General features: G+C 72.7%; 14 protein-coding genes. 3 read left to right on the top strand and 11 right to left on the bottom strand.

Annotated features, from left to right (window positions below; genetic code table 11):
* Positions 1-9: 9 nt before the first annotated feature.
* From ACIA8N_RS28700 to ACIA8N_RS28715, 4 genes are all read right to left on the bottom strand, one after another.
* A complete protein-coding gene (locus ACIA8N_RS28700) occupies positions 10-1,944 on the bottom strand; it encodes a serine/threonine-protein kinase (protein WP_365781369.1) in 1,935 nt (644 codons plus the stop codon).
* Between the two features lie 86 nt (positions 1,945-2,030).
* On the bottom strand, positions 2,031-2,807 hold the full coding sequence (locus ACIA8N_RS28705; protein ID WP_365781367.1) for a GNAT family N-acetyltransferase: 777 nt from the start codon (positions 2,805-2,807) through the stop codon (positions 2,031-2,033).
* 55 nt (positions 2,808-2,862) lie between these two features.
* The gene (locus ACIA8N_RS28710) at positions 2,863-3,450 is read right to left on the bottom strand and encodes a cupin domain-containing protein (protein WP_365781365.1); all 588 of its coding nucleotides are present in this window, start codon (positions 3,448-3,450) and stop codon (positions 2,863-2,865) included.
* Between the two features lie 16 nt (positions 3,451-3,466).
* Positions 3,467-4,687, bottom strand: a complete 1,221-nt coding sequence (locus ACIA8N_RS28715; RefSeq protein ID WP_365781363.1) for a cytochrome P450 — start codon at positions 4,685-4,687, stop codon at positions 3,467-3,469.
* 345 nt (positions 4,688-5,032) lie between these two features.
* Here ACIA8N_RS28715 and paaK point away from each other — a divergent pair, with 345 nt between their 5' ends.
* Positions 5,033-6,319, top strand: coding sequence for a phenylacetate--CoA ligase PaaK (gene paaK / locus ACIA8N_RS28720; protein WP_365781361.1), 1,287 nt, complete (start codon positions 5,033-5,035; stop codon positions 6,317-6,319).
* Here paaK and ACIA8N_RS28725 read toward each other — a convergent pair.
* Positions 6,288-7,829, bottom strand: a complete 1,542-nt coding sequence (locus ACIA8N_RS28725) for a fatty acyl-CoA synthetase (RefSeq protein WP_365781359.1) — start codon at positions 7,827-7,829, stop codon at positions 6,288-6,290. The two genes, paaK and ACIA8N_RS28725, sit on opposite strands and share 32 nt — an antisense overlap.
* A 156-nt stretch (positions 7,830-7,985) precedes the next feature.
* Between ACIA8N_RS28725 and ACIA8N_RS28730 the strand changes: the two genes are divergently transcribed.
* A complete protein-coding gene (locus tag ACIA8N_RS28730) occupies positions 7,986-10,379 on the top strand; it encodes a penicillin acylase family protein (RefSeq protein WP_365781431.1) in 2,394 nt (797 codons plus the stop codon).
* On the opposite strand, the gene ACIA8N_RS28735 is transcribed toward ACIA8N_RS28730, so the two are convergent.
* Genes ACIA8N_RS28735 through ACIA8N_RS28745 form a run of 3 tightly spaced genes read right to left on the bottom strand, consistent with a single transcriptional unit; the run spans position 10,369 to position 14,202 of the window.
* Positions 10,369-11,466, bottom strand: coding sequence for an ionic transporter y4hA (locus ACIA8N_RS28735; protein ID WP_365781357.1), 1,098 nt, complete (start codon positions 11,464-11,466; stop codon positions 10,369-10,371). The genes ACIA8N_RS28730 and ACIA8N_RS28735 overlap by 11 nt on opposite strands.
* A 58-nt stretch (positions 11,467-11,524) precedes the next feature.
* Positions 11,525-13,081, bottom strand: coding sequence for an acyl-CoA synthetase (locus ACIA8N_RS28740; protein WP_365781353.1), 1,557 nt, complete (start codon positions 13,079-13,081; stop codon positions 11,525-11,527).
* The gene (locus ACIA8N_RS28745) at positions 13,078-14,202 is read right to left on the bottom strand and encodes a nitronate monooxygenase family protein (RefSeq protein ID WP_365781351.1); all 1,125 of its coding nucleotides are present in this window, start codon (positions 14,200-14,202) and stop codon (positions 13,078-13,080) included. Before ACIA8N_RS28745 ends, ACIA8N_RS28740 begins: the two co-directional genes overlap by 4 nt.
* Before the next feature lie 129 nt (positions 14,203-14,331).
* Between ACIA8N_RS28745 and ACIA8N_RS28750 the strand changes: the two genes are divergently transcribed.
* Entirely contained in the window at positions 14,332-16,182 is a 1,851-nt protein-coding gene (locus ACIA8N_RS28750; protein ID WP_365781349.1) for a serine hydrolase, read from the top strand.
* An 88-nt stretch (positions 16,183-16,270) separates the two neighbouring features.
* Here ACIA8N_RS28750 and ACIA8N_RS28755 read toward each other — a convergent pair whose 3' ends face one another.
* From ACIA8N_RS28755 to tdh, 3 genes are read right to left on the bottom strand one after another with little or no spacing between them, the layout of a single operon-like run.
* Positions 16,271-17,194, bottom strand: a complete 924-nt coding sequence (locus ACIA8N_RS28755) for a LysR family transcriptional regulator (protein WP_365781347.1) — start codon at positions 17,192-17,194, stop codon at positions 16,271-16,273.
* Positions 17,195-17,220: 26 nt separating this feature from the next.
* Entirely contained in the window at positions 17,221-18,420 is a 1,200-nt protein-coding gene (locus ACIA8N_RS28760) for a glycine C-acetyltransferase (protein WP_365781345.1), read from the bottom strand.
* A gap of 3 nt (positions 18,421-18,423) precedes the next feature.
* Positions 18,424-19,458, bottom strand: a complete 1,035-nt coding sequence (gene tdh / locus ACIA8N_RS28765) for an L-threonine 3-dehydrogenase (RefSeq protein ID WP_365781343.1) — start codon at positions 19,456-19,458, stop codon at positions 18,424-18,426.
* Positions 19,459-19,627: the final 169 nt, after the last annotated feature.

A 19,627-nucleotide genomic window follows, 5' to 3' on the forward strand; every position in this document is an offset into this window, starting at 1 on the left:
GCCCCCGTCCTACGAGGAGGTCACCGCGTTGCGCCAGACCGTCACGTCGAGCGTCAGATACGTGCTGGGCGAGTCCTCCGGGGAGATGCCCTTGACGGTGACGAGGCCCAGGTGGCCGCTGCCGGTCGTGACGCAGACCTGCCGGCCCGTGGTCAGCTTGTTCACGTAGACCTCCTGGGTGAACCGGGTCTCCGCGCGGCACACGGCGAGGGAGCCCTGCTGCCCCGGGTCGAGAAGCACCAGGCTGCCATCGCTGCTCTCGGCGTCGAGGTAGCCGCCGGTGTCGTAGGAGAGTTCGTAGCCGCCGTCCTCACCGCTCTGCGGCCGCACGTTCTCGTCGCCGAGCGTCAGGTGGTAGCCCGCGGTGAGGTTGATGGCCTTGTAGTCGGCGGGCTTCGGGTCGGTGACGGTCGAGGGCTTCGCACTCGGGGCGGTGCCGCCGGTGGTCGGCGTGCTGCCTCCCCCTCCGCCGGTCTGCTTGCCGCCGTTCGCGTTGTCGCCGTTCGACGTGGTCTCCTGCCCCTTGTCCTTCAGCAGGCTGTAGGCCGTCAGACCGCCCACGAGGCCGAAGGCGAGCACGGCGGCGACGGCGACGAGAATCCCCCGCCCGCCCCGGCCCTGCCCGGCAGCGGGCTGCTGCCGGCCGGGGGCGCCGAGGTGCTGGTACGGGGTGGGGGCGGGTCCCTGCACGGGCGGGTAGGCGTGGGCCGGCCCTCCGTGGACCGGCGCCCCATGGACGGGCGCCCCGTGGACGACCGGCCCTCCGTGGACCGGCGCCCCGTGCTGCGGCGGCGGACCGTACGGCCCGGCCTGCGGGGGCGGCTGCTGACCCGCGGGAGGCCCGTACGCCCCCGGCGGGGCGGCCGGCGGGGCCGGGTTGGCCGGAGCGGTGGGCGCGTAGGCCGCGCCGGGAGCGGTGGGCGCGTAACCGGCCGCGGGGGCGGGCGGGCCCGACGGCGCGGTGGGCGGGTGGCCTGCCGTGGGCGCGGTCGTCGGAGGCGGCGGTGTCTGCGCGGGCGCGGGGGCCGCCGCCCGTGCCGTGATCTCGGCGGAGACCGCGCCCGGCAGCCAGTCCTCGGGCCGTCGGAGCACCGTCGCCGCGTTCGCCTCCTGGCACAGCCGGATGACCTCGGCGAGCGTCGGCCGCGCTTCTGGGTCCTTCGCGAGGCACCGGCTGACCAGGTCGCTCAGGCGCTCCGGTACCGCGCTCAGGTCGGGTTCCTCGTGCACGATCCGGTACAGCACGCCGTGCGAGGTTCCCTCACCGAACGCCGGGAGGCCGGTCGCCGCGTACGCCGCGACCTGGCCGAGCGCGAAGATGTCCGTGGCCGGGGTCACCCTGCGCCCTGCGGCCTGCTCGGGAGCCATGAACGACGGGGTGCCGATGGTGACGCCGCTGCCGGTGAGCGAGGTCGCGTCGGCGGCGTGGGCGATGCCGAAGTCGATGACGCGGGGGCCGTCGGAGGCGAGCAGCACGTTGGACGGCTTGAGGTCGCGGTGGACGATCCCCGCGCCGTGGATGACGTGCAGGGCCTCGGCCATGCCGGCGACGAGCAGCAGCACCGTCTCCACGGGCAGCGCTCCGTGCGCGACGACCGCGTCGGCGAGCGAGGGTCCGGGCACGTAGGCGGTGGCCAGCCAGGGCTGGGCGCCTTCCGGGTCGGCGTCGATGACGGGCGCGGTGAAGAGTCCCTGCACGCGCTGCGCGGAGCGCACCTCCTGGGCGAAACGGCGGCGGAACTCGGCGTCCTCGCCGAACTCGGGGCGGATGAGCTTGATCGCCACGGGCCGGCCGCCCGGCGTGTACGAGAGGTACACCTTGCCCATGCCGCCGGCTCCCAGCTTGGCGGCCAGCCGGTATCCCGCGACCGTGGTGGGGTCGTCCGCCGCGAGCGGTCGGAAGATCTCGCCCGTACCGCCCCGGCCCGACTGCTGACCACTCATCAACTCATGTCTCCCCACGCTGACCTCTGCTGTTGCCGGACGGCACCCTACCGTTGCGGGACCACCCGGCCGGAACCGCGCCGGGTCTACACCGTGTACATGTACGGGGTCGTGGTGGAGAGGACGCGGAAGCCGAGGCGCTGGAGGATGGGGCGGCTGGTGTCGGCGGCGTCGACCTGGACGTACCGGTGGCCGCGCTCGGCCGCGATGCGGGTGCGGTGGGCCACGAGGGCGCGGTAGAGGCCGCGGCCCCGCCAGCTCTCGACGGTGCCGCCGCCCCAGAGGCCGGCGAAGTCGGTGCCGGGGCAGAGTTCGAGGCGGGCCGCGCTGACGGGTTCGCCGGCCGCGAGGGCGATGACGGCGGTGACCGTGCCCGGGTCGGCGGCGAGGTGGTCGAGGAGTTGACGGCCGATGTGGCCGCTGTCGGTGCCGAAGGCGCGCTCGTGGACCTCGACCACCTGGCGTACACCGGCCTCGTCCGTCACCGCGCGGAGTTCGACGCCCTCGGGAAGCGGTACGTCCAGGGACAGCGAGGCGGCTTCGGCGGCCATCAGGGTCTCGGGGTCCTCGGCGGTGAAGCCGGCGGCGAGGAGCCGGTCGCCGAGGTCGGCGGGGGTGTCGTGCGCGTACAGCTTCCACTCGAAGGACACACCGGCGGCGCGGTAGTGGGCGATCTGGCCGGCGATGGCCCCGTCGGCGCCGGACGCGTCGAGACCGGACCAGAGCACGCCGTTCCAGGCATGCGCGGGTCCGGTCTGGCGGACGACGTCGCCGACCCGCTCGACCCGGCAGCCCGGCCCGTCGGGGCGGGCCTCGCGGCGGATCTGGCGGTCGTACAGGTCACGGACGTGCTGGTTCTCCATGGGGGTCACTTCAGCACCGGGCCGGACGCCGGGCAACGGGGTTTCGGCCGGCGGCTCAGGGGGTGCGGGCCGCCTTGGCGGGTTCCGGTGTCCCCTCGGTCCTTCCCGCGTCGTGCCGCAGCGGGGTGATCTGGTCGATGTCGTAGCGGATCCTGAGGCGTTCGACGGCCGCGTGGTCGACCTCTCCGCCCGAGCCGAGGATCTCCATGAGTTCCTCGAAGTACCGCTCGTGGTCCGGCGGCGGGGACGCCTGGAAGAGCATGCGTGCCGGTTCGCCCGTGGGGTTGGCGAAGGCGTGCGGGCAGCCGGGCGGCACCAGGATCAGGGTGCCGCGGGTCGCCCGCACGGCGCGCTGCCCGGAGGACGACTCCCACTCCCGCCAGCTGTCGCGGGTGCGGACGAGGGGTTCGAAGGCGAGGACGTCGAGTTCGCCCTCCAGGACGTAGAAGAGTTCCTCGCTGTGTCCGTGGGCGTGGGCGCCGACGTCGAAGCCCGGTGGTACGACGACCTCGAAGGTGGAGGCGGTACGGGAGTGCTCGCCGGTCACCTTGAAGGTGACGTGCTGGGCGGCGGTGGTGAGGGTCTTGCCGTGGCCAGGCGGCACGACGAGGCCGCCCTTCGGTCCGATCGCGGTGACTGTCACGGTGTGCGGACTCCTCTCACCAGGTGACCGGAAGAGTCTCGGGGCCGCGGATGAGGGCTCCGCGCTGCCAGCGCAGCTGGTCCTCGGGCACCGCGAGGCGGAGGTCGGGGAAGCGGGTCCACAGGGACTCGACGAGGATCTCCGACTCGATGCGGGCGAGGGCGGAGCCCGGGCAGTAGTGGGGTCCGTGGCCGAAGGCGACGTGCGGGTTGTAGCCGCGGTCGAAGTCGAGCCGGTCCGGGTCGGGGAAGACGGCGGGGTCGCGGTTGGCGGTCAGGTAGGACACGTAGACCGGTTCGCCGGCCGGGATGGTGACCCCGCCGACCTCGACGTCCTCCAGGGCGATCCGGGAGAGGCCGACGGCGTTGCGGTGCGGGATGTAGCGGAGGAGCTCGTCGACGGCCTGCGGGACCAGGGCGGGTTCGGCGCGCAGCCGGGCGAGGTGCTCGGGGTGGGTGAGCAGCGCGTACACCATGTTGGCGCTGTTGTTGCGGACGGCGTGGGCGCCGCCGATCTGGATGAGGACGGCGAGGCCGACGGCCTCGTGCTCGGTGAGGGTCTCGTCGTCGACGGCGTCGGCGAGGACGGCGGCGAGCGTCTCCTTGCCGGTGCCGTGGTTGCGGCCGACGAGTTCGGTGAAGTAGCGGCCCATGTCGGCCTTGGCCTGCTCGCTGGCCTCCCGGCCGGCCGCGGCGGAGATGATCGTGTCGGACCAGCGGGCCATCAGCGGCTGGTCGCCCTCGGGTACGCCCATGAGTTCGCTGACCATGGCGAGCGGGAAGGGCCGGTTGACCAGTTCCATGAGGTCGGCGGGCGGGCCGTGTTCCTCGACGCGGTCGAGGAGCCGGTCCATGACGTCCTGGGCGTGGTCGCGCAGGGCGCGCAGGGCGCGGGCGCTGAAGGCGCGGGCGACGACGCGCCGCATCCGGGTGTGGTCCGGCGGGTCGGCGAAGCCGACGGCCCCCTCCATCGGGATGAAGTGGGGGGCGACCCGGGTGATGGAGCGGCCCCAGACGGCCTGGCGGCTGAAGCGGGGGTCGACGGAGACGAACTTGACGTCCTCGTACCGGGTGACGAGCCAGGCGTGTCCTTCGCCGTGCGGCAGACGGACCCGGGTGACGGGGTCCTCGTGCAGCAGCTTGGCGAGCAGCGGGTCGAAGTCGAGGCCGGTGAGGTCGGGGACGGCCCAGAAGTGGACCTGGGGGAGGTCGGCGTCGGTGGTGGCCGTGGTGGTCACGGGGCCACCTCCTCGGGGCCGGCTGCGGCGGGGCGGTGCGGGTGGGGCATGACGTTCGCTTTCGTCGGGGCACGCGGGCGGGCCGCCGGCCGGGGCCGGGGCGACCGAACCGGGACCGGGCGGACCTCTGCTGCTCCAGCCCTCCCCGCGGCGGAGGTGCTCCCTGTCCGAATCCGGCCGAAAGACACCCCAAGGGGTGACGGGCCGCCTTCGACCGGCGGTCCGGCGTTGCGGAGAAACTCCTTCCCCCCTCTTGCCAACCCCCGGGGCGCTCCGGTTTTACTGAGCCGGAGCGGATCAACCGAATGATCGGTCGTCCGTTTTACGACCGTGGAGGAGTGCGCGATGAGGGAACTGCTGGACGGCGGCGAACGGCTCGGCCGGGAGGAGCTGGCGGCGCTCCAGCTGGAACGGCTGCGCGCGACCCTGCGCCACGCGTACGAGAACGTGGACTTCCACCGGCGCTCCTTCGACGCGGCCGGGGTGACCCCGGACGACTGCCGTACGCTCGCGGACCTGCCGCGCTTCCCCTTCACCACCAAGGCGGACCTGCGCGACCACTACCCCTTCGGCATGTTCGCCGTCGACCAGTCCCGCATCCGCCGCGTCCACGCCTCCAGCGGCACCACCGGCCGGCCGACCGTCGTCGGCTACACCGAGGGCGATCTCGACATGTGGGCGGACGTGGTGGCCCGCTCCCTGCGCGCCGCCGGGGCCCGCCCGGGGGACAAGGTCCATGTCGCCTACGGATACGGCCTGTTCACCGGAGGGCTCGGCGCGCACTACGGGGCGGAGCGGCTCGGGTGCACGGTGATCCCGGCCTCGGGAGGCATGACGGCCCGGCAGGTGCAGCTCATCCAGGACTTCCGCCCCGAGATCATCATGGTGACCCCCTCGTACATGCTCACGCTGCTCGACGAGTTCCAACGGCAGGGCGTGGATCCCCGGTCGACCTCCCTGAAGGTGGGCGTCTTCGGCGCCGAGCCGTGGACGGAGGCCATGCGGAAGGAGATCGAGGAGGCGTTCGCGATCGACGCGGTCGACATATACGGCCTGTCGGAGGTGATCGGTCCGGGGGTGGCCCAGGAGTGCGTGGAGACCAAGGACGGACTGCACATCTGGGAGGACCACTTCTACCCGGAGGTCGTGGACCCGTTCACGGGCGAGGTGCTGCCCGACGGGGAGGAGGGGGAGCTCGTCTTCACCTCGCTCACCAAGGAGGCCATGCCGGTGATCCGCTACCGGACGCGGGATCTGACCCGGCTGCTGCCGGGGACCGCGCGGGTGTTCCGGCGGATGGAGAAGGTCACGGGCCGCAGCGACGACATGATCATCCTGCGTGGGGTGAACCTCTTCCCGACCCAGATCGAGGAGATCGTCCTGCGCACTCCGGCGGTGGCCCCGCACTTCCAGCTGCGGCTGACCAGGGAGGGCCGTCTCGACGCCCTGACGGTACGGGCGGAGGCCCGCGCGGGAGCGACCGCCGAGGAGCGGTCGGAGGCCGCGCGGACGATCGCCGGGGCGGTCAAGGACGGGATCGGCGTCTCGGTCGGGGTCGAGGTGGTCGACCCCGAGACGCTGGAGCGCTCGGTGGGCAAGATCAAGCGGATCGTGGACCTGCGGGAGGAGTAGCGGACGCGCCGGAGAACCGGTCGCGGAGTTCGCGCTTGAGGATCTTGCCGCTCGCGTTGCGGGGCAGTTCGGGGGTGAAGTGGACGCGCTTGGGCGCCTTGAAGTGGGGGAGGTTCTCCCTGGCGTGGGCGAGCAGTTCGGCTTCGGTGACCTCGCCGCGGGGGACGACGACGGCCGTGACCGCCTCGATCCAGCGGTCGTCCGGGAGGCCGATCACGGCCACCTCGGCGACGCCGGCGTGCGTGTAGAGCACGTCCTCGACCTGGCGGGAGGCGACGAGCACTCCCCCGGAGTTGATGACGTCCTTCACGCGGTCGACGATCGTGTAGTAGCCCTCGGCGTCGCGGACGGCGAGGTCGCCGGAGCGGAACCAGCCGCCGCGGAAGGCCGCCTTGGTCTCGTCGGGCTTTCGCCAGTAGCCGTCGCACAGTTGGGGCGAGCGGTAGACGATCTCGCCGGGGGTGCCGTCGGGGACGTCGTCGCCGTTCTCGTCGACGACGCGGGCCTCGACGTGGCGGACCGGACGGCCGCAGGAGTCCATCCGGCCCTCGTGCTCGTCGGGGCCGAGGACGGTGGCGAGCGGGCCGATCTCCGACTGGCCGAAGCAGTTGTAGAAGGCGAGGTCCGGCAGGCGGGCGCGCAGCCGCTCCAGGACGGGCACGGGCATGACCGAGGCCCCGTAGTAGGCCTTGCGCAGCGCCGACAGGTCGCGGCCCTCGAAGTCCGGGTGGTTGACGAGGCCGATCCAGACGGTCGGCGGGGCGAAGAGGCTGTCGGCGCGGCCCGCCTCGATCAGCTCGAACAGGACGGCCGGGTCGGGTCCGTCGATGATCGTGTTCTCGGCGCCGACGGCGAGGTAGGGCAGCAGGAAGACGTGCATCTGCGCCGAGTGGTAGAGCGGCAGCGCGTGCACCGGCCGGTCGTCCTCGCTCAGGTCGAGGGCCTCGACGGCGCTGGCGTACTCGTGGACGAGTGCCTGGTGGGTCATCATGGCGCCCTTGGGCAGGGCGGTGGTGCCCGAGGTATAGAGCAGCTGGACGTACTCGCGGGCGTCGCGGTCGGTGTCGTACTCCTCCGGTTCGGCGAGCGCGTCCAGGAGTGACCCGGGCGCGTCCCGCAGCGCCCTGACCGCGAAACCGTCCGGGACGCGGTCCGCGAGGCCGGGGTCGGCGAGGACGAGGGCGGTGTCGGACTGCTCAAGGATGTACGTGAGATCGTCACCGGTCAGGTGGTGGTTGACCGGCACGTGGATCAGGTCGGCCCGGGAGCAGGCGAGGAACGCGATGAGGTAGGCGTCCGAGTTGTGGCCGTAGGTGGCGACGCGGGCACGGTCGGGCAGCCCGAGGCCGTGGTGCGGCTCCCGCAGGACGGCGGCCGCGGTGGTGACGGCCTCGTCGAGTTCGGCGTACGTCCAGGTCCGGTCGGCGTAGCGGACGGCGATCCGGTCGGGGGCGCGCTGGGCGCTCATGCGCAGGACACCGTCGACGGCACGGCTGAGGAGTCGATCCATGCGGTGATCCTCGGTGGGCGCCGGGTGAGCGGTCAAGTACCGTGCGGCGCGCCGCAGATGCCCGGACCTCGGATACCGAACGGGATGTTGACAAGGGGACGCGCACCTGGGTGCATGGTCCGACCCGCACGTCCCATCCGCCCGTTGGGAGACACGTTGCACCTCCGTACCCGCCTGAAATTCCTGGCTCTGTCCGGCACGGCCCTCGCCGTCGTCACGGCCTCGCTGCCCGGCGCGGCGGTGGCCGACTCCGGGGGCCGGGGGCACCACCCGTCCGACCGCGGCCTGTCGGCCGTCATCCGGTACACCGAGTACGGCATTCCGCACATCGTGGCCAAGGACTACGCGAACCTCGGCTTCGGTACGGGCTGGGCCCAGGCCGCCGACCAGGTCTGCACGCTCGCGGACGGCTTCGTGACCGTGAACGGCGAGCGCTCCCGGTACTTCGGCCCGGACGCCGGCACGGACGGCTCGCTGTCCTCCGCCGGAACGAACCTCTCCAGCGATCTGTACTTCCGCGGCGTGAAGGACGCCGGGTCGGTCGAGAAGCTCCTCGCGACACCGGCACCGGCCGGCCCGAGCGGCGATCTCAAGGAACTCATGCGCGGCTGGGCGGCCGGTTACAACGCCTGGGTGCGGAAGAACCGCATATCGGATCCCGCCTGCGCGGGCGCCGACTGGGTGCGTCCGGTGACCGCGCTCGACGTGGCCCGGCGCGGCCACGCCGTCTCGGTGCTCGGCGGACAGGGCCGGGCCGCCGACGGCATCACGGGCGCCCGGCCGCCGGCCTCCCCCCCGTCGGCCGCTCCGTCCGAAGGTGCCCCCGATTCGGCCGCCGCCGCGGCGGCGGCCAGGGAACTCTTCGCCGCCGAGAACGCCACCATGGGCTCGAACGCCGTCGCGTTCTCCGGGGCGACCACGGCGAACGGCCGCGGGCTGCTCCTCGGAAACCCGCACTACCCCTGGCAGGGCGGGCGCCGCTTCTGGCAGTCGCAGCAGACCATTCCCGGCGAGCTGAACGTCTCCGGCGCCTCGCTCCTCGGCACGACCATCGTGAACATCGGCTTCAACGACAAGGTCGCCTGGAGCCACACCGTCGCCACCGGAGTGCCGCTCAACCTGCACCAGCTGACGCTCGCCGCCGGCGACCCGACCTCGTACCTGGTGGACGGGAAGCCGGAGCGGATGACCCCGCGCACCGTGACCGTGCCGGTCAAGGACGGTGCCCCGGTCACCCGTACCCAGTGGTGGACCCGGTACGGCCCGGTCGTCGCCGGACTCGGCGCGCAGCTCCCGCTGCCGTGGACCGCGACCACCGCGTACGCGCTCAACGACCCCAACGCGGTCAACCTGCGCGGCTCCGACACAGCGCTCGGCTTCGCGAAGGCGCGCTCGACGCGGGACGTCGCCGACACCCTCCGCCGTACCCAGGGGCTGCCCTGGGTCAACACGATCGCGGCCGACTCGGCGGGGCACTCGTTCTTCAGCCAGTCCCAGGTGCTCCCCCGGATCACCGACGAACTCGCCGAGCGCTGCTCCACCCCGCTCGGCCGGGCCACCTATCCCTCCTCCGGCGTCGCGGTGCTCGACGGCGCACGGTCCGACTGCGCACTCGGCTCCGACCCGGACGCGGTGCAGCCGGGGGTGTTCGGCCCCGCGCGGATGCCGGTGCTGCGGGACACCCCGTACGTGGGGAACTCCAACGACAGTGCGTGGCTGACCAACGCCGACCGGCCGCTCACCGGGTACGAGCGGATCTTCGGCACGATCGCGACCCAGCGGTCCCTCCGTACCAGGGGCGGCGTGGAGGACGTGGCGGCGATGGCGGAGCGCGGGGGCCTGACGGTGGCCGACCTCCAGCGCCAGCAGTTCGCCAACCGGGCGCCTGCCGGTGACATGGCGGCGGCCGACGCGGCGAAGGCCTGCGCGACCGCACTGCCCGGGGACCCGGAGGTCTGCCGGGTCATCGGGGCCTGGGACCGGACGGTGAACACCGACAGCCGGGGCGCGCTGCTCTTCGACCGCTTCTGGCGGAGGTTCACCGGCACGGTGAAGCCGGCCGACCATTGGAAGGTGCCGTTCTCGGCGGCCGACCCGGTCCGCACCCCGCACACCCTGAACACGGCGGCGCCCGGGTTCGCGAAGGCGCTGACCGACGCGGCGGCGGAGCTGCGGGCCGCCGGGATCCCGCTGGACGCGCCGCTCGGGGCCCACCAGTTCGTCGTACGGAACGGGGAGCGGATCCCGGTGAGCGGCGGCACCGAGTCGCTCGGCATCTGGAACAAGACCGAACCCGTGTGGAGCGCGGCGGGCGGCGGCTACGTGGAGGTCGCGCACGGCACCAGCCATGTGCAGGCGGTGGGCTGGGACGGCGGCCGGTGCCCGGTGGCCCGCACCCTGCTCTCCTACTCGCAGTCGTCGAACCCGGCGTCACCGCACCACAGCGACCAGACCCGGCTGTACGCGGGCGAGCGCTGGGTGACGTCACGGTTCTGCGAGCGGGACATCCTGCGTTCGCCGGCCCTGCGGGTGGTGGTCGTCAGGGGCTGAACGACAGGAAGACGAAGGCGGCGAAGATCGCGAGATGGACGCCGCCCTGGAGGAGGGTGGCCCGTCCGGGCACCACGGTCAGGGCGCTCACCACAGCGGTGAGGACGAGCAGCACCATGTGGAGCGGACCGAGACCGAGCAGAAGGGGCCCGGACAGCCAGATCGAGGCGAGCGCGATCGCCGGAACCGTCAGTCCGATACTGGCGATCGCGGAGCCGTACGCGAGGTTGAGGCTCGTCTGCATCCGGTCCCTGCGGGCCGCGCGGACGGCGGCGAGGGTCTCCGGCAGCAGCACCATCAGGGCGATGACGACACCGACGACCGCCTTGGGGAGGCCGGCCGACTCGACGCCGTCCTCGATCGTCGGCGAGATCAGCTTGGCGTTGCCGACGACGGCGACGAGGGCCAGGAGGAGGAGTCCGAGGCTGATCAGCGCCTCCCGCCGGGTCGGCGGCTCGGCGTGCTCCTCCTCCGACTCGTGTCCCGGCCGGGGCACCGGGAGGAAGTAGTCCCGGTGCCGTACGGTCTGGACGCCGACGAACACTCCGTACAGGCAGAGGGAGGCGACGGCGGCGAAGGCGAGCTGCGCCGAGGAGAACTCGGGGCCACGGTGGCTCGTGGTGAAGCTGGGCAGGACCAGGGTCATCGTGGCCAGGGTGCAGACGGTGGCGAGTGCGCCGCCGGAGCCCTCGGCGTTGAAGACCGCGACGCGGGTGCGGAGCGCGCCGACGAGGAGGGACAGGCCGACGATGCCGTTGCAGGTGATCATGACGGCGGCGAAGACGGTGTCGCGCGCGTAGGTCGAGGTCTTCTCGCCGCCGCCCGCCATCAGGGTGACGATGAGTCCGACCTCGATGACGGTGACCGCCACGGCGAGGACGAGCGAGCCGAAGGGTTCGCCGACGCGGTGGGCGATGACCTCGGCGTGGTGGACCGCGGCGAGGACGGCGGCCATGAGACAGAGCGCGATGAGGCCGACGGCGAACCCCGGGAGGTCGCGCCCCCAGGCCGCCCCCAGCGCGAGCGCGGCCACCACCGGCCCCCAGGTGGTCCACTGCCGTGCCGTCGACGCCGTACTCGAACTCATGATCCGCATCCTGCCACAAAGCGCCCTTTCGGCCCCTTTCGGCCCCTGTGGCCTTCCGTCAGACGGAACGCTCCCTGCCCTCCCAGTACGGGTCGCGGAGGCGGCGCTTGTACAGCTTGCCGTTGGGGTCGCGGGGCATGGCCGGGACGAAGTCGACCGACTTCGGGCGCTTGAAGCCCGCGAGGCGTCCGGCGCAGTGGGCCAGGATCTCGGTGGCGAGCGCGGGCCCCGGCGCGTGCCCCTCGGCCGCCTCGACGACCGCCTTGACCTCCTCGCCCCAGTCGGCGTGCGGGATGCCGAAGGCGGCGGCGTCCGCGACGGCGGGGTGGGCGAGCAGCGCCGCCTCGATCTCGGCCGGGTAGATGTTGACGCCGCCGGAGATGATCATGTCGATCTTGCGGTCGCGGAGGAAGAGATAGCCGTCCTCGTCGAGGACGCCCAGGTCCCCGACGGTGAAGAAGTCGCCGATGCGGTTCTTCGCCGTCTTCGCGTCGTCCTTGTGGTACTGGAACCCGCCGGTGTTCATCTTCAGGTAGACGGTGCCGAGTTCGCCGGGCGGCAGCCGTACGCCGTCGTCGTCGAAGACGGCGAGTTCGCTGATGGGCCAGGCCCTGCCGACTGTGCCGGGCTTCTTCAGCCACTCCTCGGCCGTGGCGAAGGCGCCGCCGCCCTCGCTCGCCGCGTAGTACTCCTCCACACAGCGGCCCCACCAGTCGATCATCGCCCGCTTCACGTGCTCGGGGCAGGGCGCGGCGCCGTGGATGGCGTGGCGCATCGAGGAGACGTCGTACCGCTCCCGTACCTCCTCGGAGAGGGAGAGGAGCCGGTGGAACTGGGTGGGGACCATATGGGTGTGGGTGCAGGCGTACCGGTCGATCAGGCGGAGCATCTCCTCGGGCGTCCACCGGTCCATCAGGACGAGGGGGTGCCCGATGTGCAGAGCGGCGGCGGCGAACTGGAGCACGGCCGTGTGGTAGAGCGGCGAGCAGACGAGGTGGACGTCGCCGTCGCCCGGCCGGATGCCGAAGATGCCGAGGAAGCCGCCGAGATGGGTCTCCTCGGGCAGCTTTCCGGGGAGCGGGCGGCGGATGCCGCGGGGCCGTCCGGTGGTGCCCGAGGTGTAGTTCATGACCCAGCCGAGGGTGCGGTCGGCGGGCGCGGACCCGTCCCGGCCTTCGAGGAGTTCGGCGTACGGGCGGAAGCCGGGCACCGTGCCGACCGCGTACCGGTGGGTGGGCGCGAGTCCGGCCTCGTCGGCGGCGAGGGTGACCGCCTCGGCGAACCGCTCGTGGGCGAGGAGGACCTTGGCGCCCGAGTCGGCGACGATCCAGGCGATCTCGGGACCGACGAAGTGGTGGTTGACGGGGACGAGGTAGAACCCGGCCTGGGTGGCGGCGAGATGGGCCGCGAAGAACTCGGGGCCGTTGGGCAGGACGACGGCGAAGGCGTCGCCGCGTTCGAGTCCCGCCGCGCGCAGCCCGTGGACGAGGCGGTTCGCCTCGGTGAGCAGCCGTCCGGCGGTCCACTCCTCTCCGTCGGGTGCGACCAGGACGGTACGGCCGGGGTCGGCGGCTGCCTGGGCCCAGAATCCCGTGGGGGCTCCCTGACTGCTCATGCGTCGCTCCGTCCCGCGATGCGGTTGATGCGGTCGACGGCCTTCTCGAAGCCGCGGGTGAGCTCGTCCACGACCTGCTGGACGCTGCGCTCCGCGTTCATCCGGCCGACGATCTGTCCGACGGGGGTGCCGAGGAGCGGATCGATCTCGTACTTCTGGATGCGGGAGACGGCTTCGGCGACCAGGAGTCCCTGGAGCGGCATGGGCAGCGTGCCGGGTCCCGCCGGGTCGTCCCAGGCGTCGGTCCACTCGGTACGGAGCTGCCGGGCGGGCTTGCCGGTCAGGGCGCGGGAGCGGACGGTGTCGCCGGATCCCGCGGCGAGCAGCTTGGCTGTGAGGGCGCGGGAGTGCAGGTCGGCCTCGGTGGTGGTGAGCCAGATCGAGCCGAGCCAGACGCCCTGGGCGCCGAGGGCGAGTCCGGCGGCGATCTGCTCGCCGCTGCCGATGCCGCCGGCGGCGAGCACGGGCAGCGGGGACACGGCGTCGACGACCTCGGGGGTGAGGACCATGGAGGCGATCTCGCCGGTGTGGCCGCCGGCCTCGTAGCCCTGGGCGACGACGATGTCGATGCCGGCCTCGGCGTGGTGGCGGGCGTGGCGGGCGCTGCCGGCGAGGGCGGCGACGAGGACGCCGTGGTCGTGGGCGCGGGCGACGACGTCGGGGGGCGGTGAACCGAGGGCGTTGGCGAGGAGTCTGATCGGGTAGTCGAAGGCCACGTCGAGCTGGTTGCGGGCGACCTGCTCCATCCAGCCGGTGATGCGCCAGCCGGAGACCTCGCCCTCGGCGAGCTCGGGCACGCCGTGCTTGGCGAGGGTGGAGCGGACGAACGCCCGGTGCCCCTCCGGGATCATGGCCTCGACCTGGGCCTCCGTCAGCGCTTGGTTCCCCGGGGCCTCGACCTTCTTCGCGGGCATCACGACGTCGAGGCCGTAGGGCAGCCCGTCGGTGTGCTCCTGCATCCAGTCGAGGTCGCGGGCGAGGTCCTCGGGGGCGGTGTAGCGGACCGCGCCGAGGACGCCGAACCCGCCGGCTCTGGTGAGTGCGGCGGCCACCGCGGGGAAGGGCGTGAAGCCGAAGATGGCGTGCTCGATCCCCAGGGTGCGACTCAGCTCCGTCTTCATGGGCGGCAGGATGCCTCAGCGGCGCGTCGGAGGGAAGAGGTTTTCTGATGCCTCGTCAGATTCGTGTGTGCGTTCCTCCTGGGCGGCACGTCGACGTTTCACCGCGGTCCCCGGTGGGAGAGGGTGGGCATGACGGAGGACGCGACACGAGACGGAAGTCTGAGCCGCCGTGCGTTCGGCGGCGGAGTACTGGCCCTGGGAGGTGCGCTGGTGATCGGAGCGGTGCCGGGGGCCGCGGCCTCCCCGGAGCCGGGGCCGGGGGCGGGGGCAGGGGCGGGGCACCCCGGCGAGGGGGCCGGGGGCGGCGGGGCCGGCCCGGGAGCCGCGGCGCGGCGGACCACGCTGCGGCGCGGTTCGCCCGAGCGCGCCGGGCTGCTCTCCGCATCTCTGGACAGGCTGGTCACGGAGGCGGAGGGGTTCCTCGCGCCCTCCCCCGCCCACCCCTGGTACGCGGGAGCCGTCCTGCTCGCGGGGCGGGGCGGGACCGTCGCCCTGCACCGGGCGATCGGCTCGGCCGTGCGGTACGCGGCGTACGACGAGAAGACGGACACCGGGATCGAGCTGCCGCCGGAGCGGCAGCTCCCGATGACCGAGGACACCGTCTTCGATCTGGCGTCGGTCTCCAAGCTGTTCACCTCGATCCTGGCGGTGCAGCAGATCGAGCGCGGGCGCCTCGACCTTGAGGCGAGGGTCACCGCGTACCTGCCGGCGTTCGGCGGCGGGGGGAAGGGCGCCGTCACCGTCCGGCAGCTGCTCACCCATACCTCCGGGTTCCGGTCGTGGATCCCGCTGTACCGGGAGCCGACGCGGGAGGGGAAGCTGCGGCTGCTCTGGAACGAGACCCTGGCGAACCCGCCGGGCTCCGCGTATCTCTACTCCGACCTGAACCTGATCACGCTCCAGCTCGTCCTGGAGGAGATCACCGGTCTCGGTCTGGATGTCCTGCTCCACGACGAGATCACCGCTCCGCTCGGGATGCACCGCACGCGTTTCAATCCGCCGCTCTCCTGGCGGCCGGGGATCGCCGCCACCGAGGACGCCCGACCGCCGTGGTCCGGCCTCGACCGGGGCATGGTGTGGGGCGAGGTGCACGACGAGAACGCCCACAGCCTGGGCGGCGTCGCGGGCCACGCCGGGATCTTCTCCCGCGCCTGGGACCTCGCGATCCTCGCCCGTACGCTCCTCAACGGCGGGGCGTACGGCCGGGACCGCATCCTCTCCCCCGCCTCGGTGGAGCTGATGTTCACCGACTTCAACACCGCCTTCCCCGGCGACGAGCACGGGCTCGGCTTCGAACTCCACCAGCACTGGTACATGGGCGCCATGGCCACGCCCCGGACGGCCGGGCACACCGGCTTCACCGGCACCAGCCTCGTCCTGGACCCGACGACCAACGCGTTCCTGATCGTCCTCGGCAACTCCGTGCACCCCGTGCGTTCCTGGCGCTCCGGCTCCGCACCGCGCGTCGCCACCGCGAACCAGCTGGCGAGAGCCGTGCCCGTACGGCCGGCCAGAGGCCGCACGGCCTGGTTCTCCGGCATGGAGAGCGGCACCACCGCCACGCTCACGCTGCCCCCGGTGCCGGGTGCGGCACGGTTCGAGTGCGCCCTGTGGTGGGACACCGAGCCGTCCGCGGACGCCGCCCGGCTGGAGGCCTCCGCGGACGGCGGGGCGACCTGGGAGGCGGTGCCGTTCGACACCGTACGCGCGGGGCAGGAGCCGCTGCCGCACCCGTCGGGAGCGGTGAGCGGCTGGTCGGGCCGGGTCTGGCACCGGCTGACGGCCGAGGTGCCGGAGCGGGGCACCGGCCCCCTACGGCTGCGCTGGCGGTACACGACCGACCGGCGGTACGTCGGACGCGGGGTGTACGTGGACGGGATGCGGCTCCTGGACGCGGCCGGGCGGCCGCTCTTCGACGAGGCGCGGCCGGCGGACGGGGCCCGGATCGAGACGGTGGGGTGGAGCCCCTCGACGGACTGACCTGCCACTGCCCGTCGGAAGGGCGGGCGGGCCTCAGTCAGGACCCCGCTTCCGTCAGGAGCCCGCTTCAGTCGGGACCCCGCTTCCGTCAGGAGCCCGCTTCCACCCGTTCCGGTTCCGCCGCCGCGCGCAGTTCCGCGAGCAGCGTGCTGATCAGCGGATGGTCCTCTGCCCCTCGCCGTACCGCCGCGAAGACCCGGCGGGTGGGGGCGACGCCGTCCACGGGGCGGATCGCGACATCGGTGAGGTCCATGCCGCGCAGCGCCGAGCGCGGCACCAGGGCCACACCGGCAGACGCTGAGGCCAGCGCGACGACGGCCCGGAAGTCGTCCGACACATGCGCGAAGCGGGGGGCGAACCCGGCGTATTCGCAGGCCAGGACGGTCACGTCGTGACAGGGGTTGCCGGTGGACTGCCCGATCCAGGTGTCCTTGCCGAGGTCCGCGAGCGCCACCCGCTCCAGGTGCGCGAGCGGGTGGCCGGGCGGCAGGACCGCGTCGAAGGGCTCCGCGTAGAGCGGTACCCGGGTGAGGCGGGCGTCGTCCTCGCCCGGAGCACCCCGGTACTCGACCGCGACGGCCACGTCGACCTGCCGGTCGAGGACCATGAGCAGGCTCTCGTCGCCCTCGGCGTCCCGCACGCGGACCCGGATGCCGGGCGCGGTACGGGCCAGGGCCGTGAGGGCCGGGGCGACCACGAGCCCGATGCCGGTCGCGAAGGCGGCGACCGTGACCGTGCCGGCCGCGCCGGAGCTGTAGGCGGCGAGTTCGGACTCGGCGCGCTCCAACTGGGCGAGGACGGCGTTGGCGTGGCTGAGCAGGATCTCGCCGGCCGGGGTGAGGCGGGCGCCGCGCGCACTGCGGTCGACCAGGCGGTGACCGGTCTCCTGCTCCAGGGCGGCGAGCTGCTGGGAGACGGCGGAGGGGGTGAGATAGAGCGCGGCGGCCGCCGCCGTGACCGTGCGGTGGTCGGCCACCGCACGGAGGATGTGCAACCGCCGCGCTTCGATCATGCCCCTAGTCTCGCAGGATTCCCGGACTACCCACGCAGGGCGGCGCGGGCCTCGACGAAGGCGTCCACGGCACGGTTCACGTCGTCCGTGGAGTGGGCGGCGGAGAGCTGGACGCGGATCCGGGCCTGGCCCTGCGGCACGACCGGGTACGAGAAGCCGATCACGTACACGCCGCGCTCCAGGAGCAGCTCGGCCATGCGGCCCGCCTCGGACGCGTCGCCGATCATGACGGGGGCGATGGCGTGGTCGCCGGGGAGGATGTCGAAGCCCTCCGCCGTCATACGGGTCCTGAACAGCTCCGTGTTGGCGCGCAGCCGGTCGCGCAGGTCGCCGGCCGACTCCAGGAGGTCGAGGACCTTGAGGGACGCGGCGGCGATCACCGGGGCGAGGGTGTTCGAGAAGAGGTACGGGCGGGAACGCTGACGCAGCAGGGCGACGATCTCGGCGCGGGCGGCGACGTAGCCGCCCGAGGCGCCGCCGAGGGCCTTGCCGAGGGTGCCGGTGATGATGTCGACGCGGTCCATGACGCCGTGCAGCTCGGGGGTGCCGCGGCCGCCGGGGCCGACGAAGCCGACCGCGTGCGAGTCGTCGACCATCACCATGGCGTCGTAGCGCTCGGCCAGGTCGCAGATCTCGTCGAGGGGGGCGACGTAGCCGTCCATGGAGAAGACGCCGTCGGTGACGATGAGCTTGCGCCGGGCGCCGCCCTCGGTGGCCTCCTTGAGCTGCTGCTCCAGGTCGGCCATATCGCGGTTGGCGTAGCGGAAGCGGCGGGCCTTGGAGAGGCGGATGCCGTCGATGATGCTCGCGTGGTTGAGCGCGTCGGAGATGACGGCGTCCTCGGAGCCGAGGATCGTCTCGAAGACGCCGCCGTTGGCGTCGAAGCAGGAGGAGTAGAGGATCGTGTCCTCCTGGCCGAGGAAGGAGGAGAGGCGCGCCTCCAGCTCCTTGTGCACCTCCTGCGTGCCGCAGATGAAGCGGACGGAGGCCATGCCGTAGCCCCAGCGGTCGAGCGCCTCGTGGGCGGCGGCGATCACCTCGGGGTGGTCGGCGAGGCCCAGGTAGTTGTTGGCGCAGAAGTTGAGCACCTCGCCGGGACGACCGCCCGCGGTGACGGCGACGGTGGCCGACTGGGGGGTGCCGATCACGCGCTCGGGCTTGTGCAGCCCGGCCTGGCGGATCTCTTCGAGGGTGGCACGGATGTCGTCGCGTACGGAATCGAACATGGGTCAGGCTCCCGCAGTCCAGTCGAGGATGATCTTGCCGCTCTTGCCGGAGGCCGCGTCGTCGAAGGCGGCCTCGAAGTCGGTGTAGGCGTAGCGCCCGGTGATGACGGGGGCGAGGTCGAGGCCGCCCTCCAGGAGCACCGACATCGCGTACCAGGTCTCGAACATCTCACGGCCGTAGATGCCCTTGACGGTGATCATGGAGGTGACGATCTTCGCCCAGTCGACGGCGAAGTCCTCACTGGGCAGGCCCAGCATGGCGATCCTGCCGCCGTTGGTCATGTTGGCGACCATGTCCCGCATGGCGTGCGGGTTGCCGGACATCTCCAGGCCGACGTCGAAGCCCTCCTTGAGCCCGAGGGTCCGCTGGCCGTCGGCGATGGTCTGCTCGGCGACGTTGAGGGCGAGCGTGACGCCCGTCTTGCGGGCCAGGGCGAGGCGCTCCTCGCTGACGTCGGTGATCATGACGCTGCGGGCGCCGGCGTGCTTGGCGACGGCGGCGGCCATGATGCCGATCGGTCCCGCGCCCGTGACGAGGACGTCCTCGCCGACGAGCGGGAAGGAGAGCGCCGTGTGCACGGCGTTGCCGAACGGGTCGAAGATCGCGGCGACGTCGAGGTCGACGGCGACACGGTGCACCCACACGTTGGAGGCGGGCAGCGCCACGTACTCGGCGAAGGCGCCGTCCCGGCCGACGCCGAGGCCGACGGTGGCGCGGCAGAGGTGGCGGCGGCCGGCCAGACAGTTGCGGCACTTGCCGCAGACGAGGTGGCCCTCGCCGCTGACCAGGTCGCCGACGGCGATGTCGGAGACGTCACGGCCGACGGAGACGACCTCGCCGACGAACTCGTGGCCGATGGTCAGCGGCGTGGCGATCGTCTTCTGCGCCCAGCCGTCCCAGGAGCGGATGTGCAGGTCGGTCCCGCAGATACCGGTCCGCTTGACCTTGATGAGTACGTCTCCGGGGCCGGTCTCCGGCTCGGGCACGTCCGTGAGCCAGAGTCCCGGCTCCGACTTCAGCTTGACCAGCGCCTTCAATGCAACGGCTCCCGACGTGCGTGTCCTGTGATGTGGGGGCGCGGGCACGACGGTGTGCCCAAGATCCCTGGAAGAGAATCTTCCGTACGGAGCGCTCGCGGTCCATCGAGGATTTCTTAAGCGCGCTCGCAGATCAGCTTCACACCACGGGCGGGGGCGGAGCGCAGTC

Origin of the sequence: Streptomyces sp. NPDC051822 (assembly GCF_044452745.1) — a bacterium.
In the GTDB taxonomy this organism is placed as follows: Bacteria; Actinomycetota; Actinomycetes; order Streptomycetales; family Streptomycetaceae; genus Streptomyces.

Coding starts and splice junctions, on each gene's coding strand:
- ACIA8N_RS28700 (WP_365781369.1), bottom strand. CDS start 1,944: ATGAGTGGTCAGCAGTCGGGCCGGGGCGGTACGGGCGAGATCTTCCGA.
- ACIA8N_RS28705 (WP_365781367.1), bottom strand. CDS start 2,807: ATGGAGAACCAGCACGTCCGTGACCTGTACGACCGCCAGATCCGCCGC.
- paaK (WP_365781361.1), top strand. CDS start 5,033: ATGAGGGAACTGCTGGACGGCGGCGAACGGCTCGGCCGGGAGGAGCTG.
- ACIA8N_RS28725 (WP_365781359.1), bottom strand. CDS start 7,829: ATGGATCGACTCCTCAGCCGTGCCGTCGACGGTGTCCTGCGCATGAGC.
- ACIA8N_RS28735 (WP_365781357.1), bottom strand. CDS start 11,466: ATGAGTTCGAGTACGGCGTCGACGGCACGGCAGTGGACCACCTGGGGG.
- ACIA8N_RS28740 (WP_365781353.1), bottom strand. CDS start 13,081: ATGAGCAGTCAGGGAGCCCCCACGGGATTCTGGGCCCAGGCAGCCGCC.
- ACIA8N_RS28745 (WP_365781351.1), bottom strand. CDS start 14,202: ATGAAGACGGAGCTGAGTCGCACCCTGGGGATCGAGCACGCCATCTTC.
- ACIA8N_RS28750 (WP_365781349.1), top strand. CDS start 14,332: ATGACGGAGGACGCGACACGAGACGGAAGTCTGAGCCGCCGTGCGTTC.
- ACIA8N_RS28755 (WP_365781347.1), bottom strand. CDS start 17,194: ATGATCGAAGCGCGGCGGTTGCACATCCTCCGTGCGGTGGCCGACCAC.
- ACIA8N_RS28760 (WP_365781345.1), bottom strand. CDS start 18,420: ATGTTCGATTCCGTACGCGACGACATCCGTGCCACCCTCGAAGAGATC.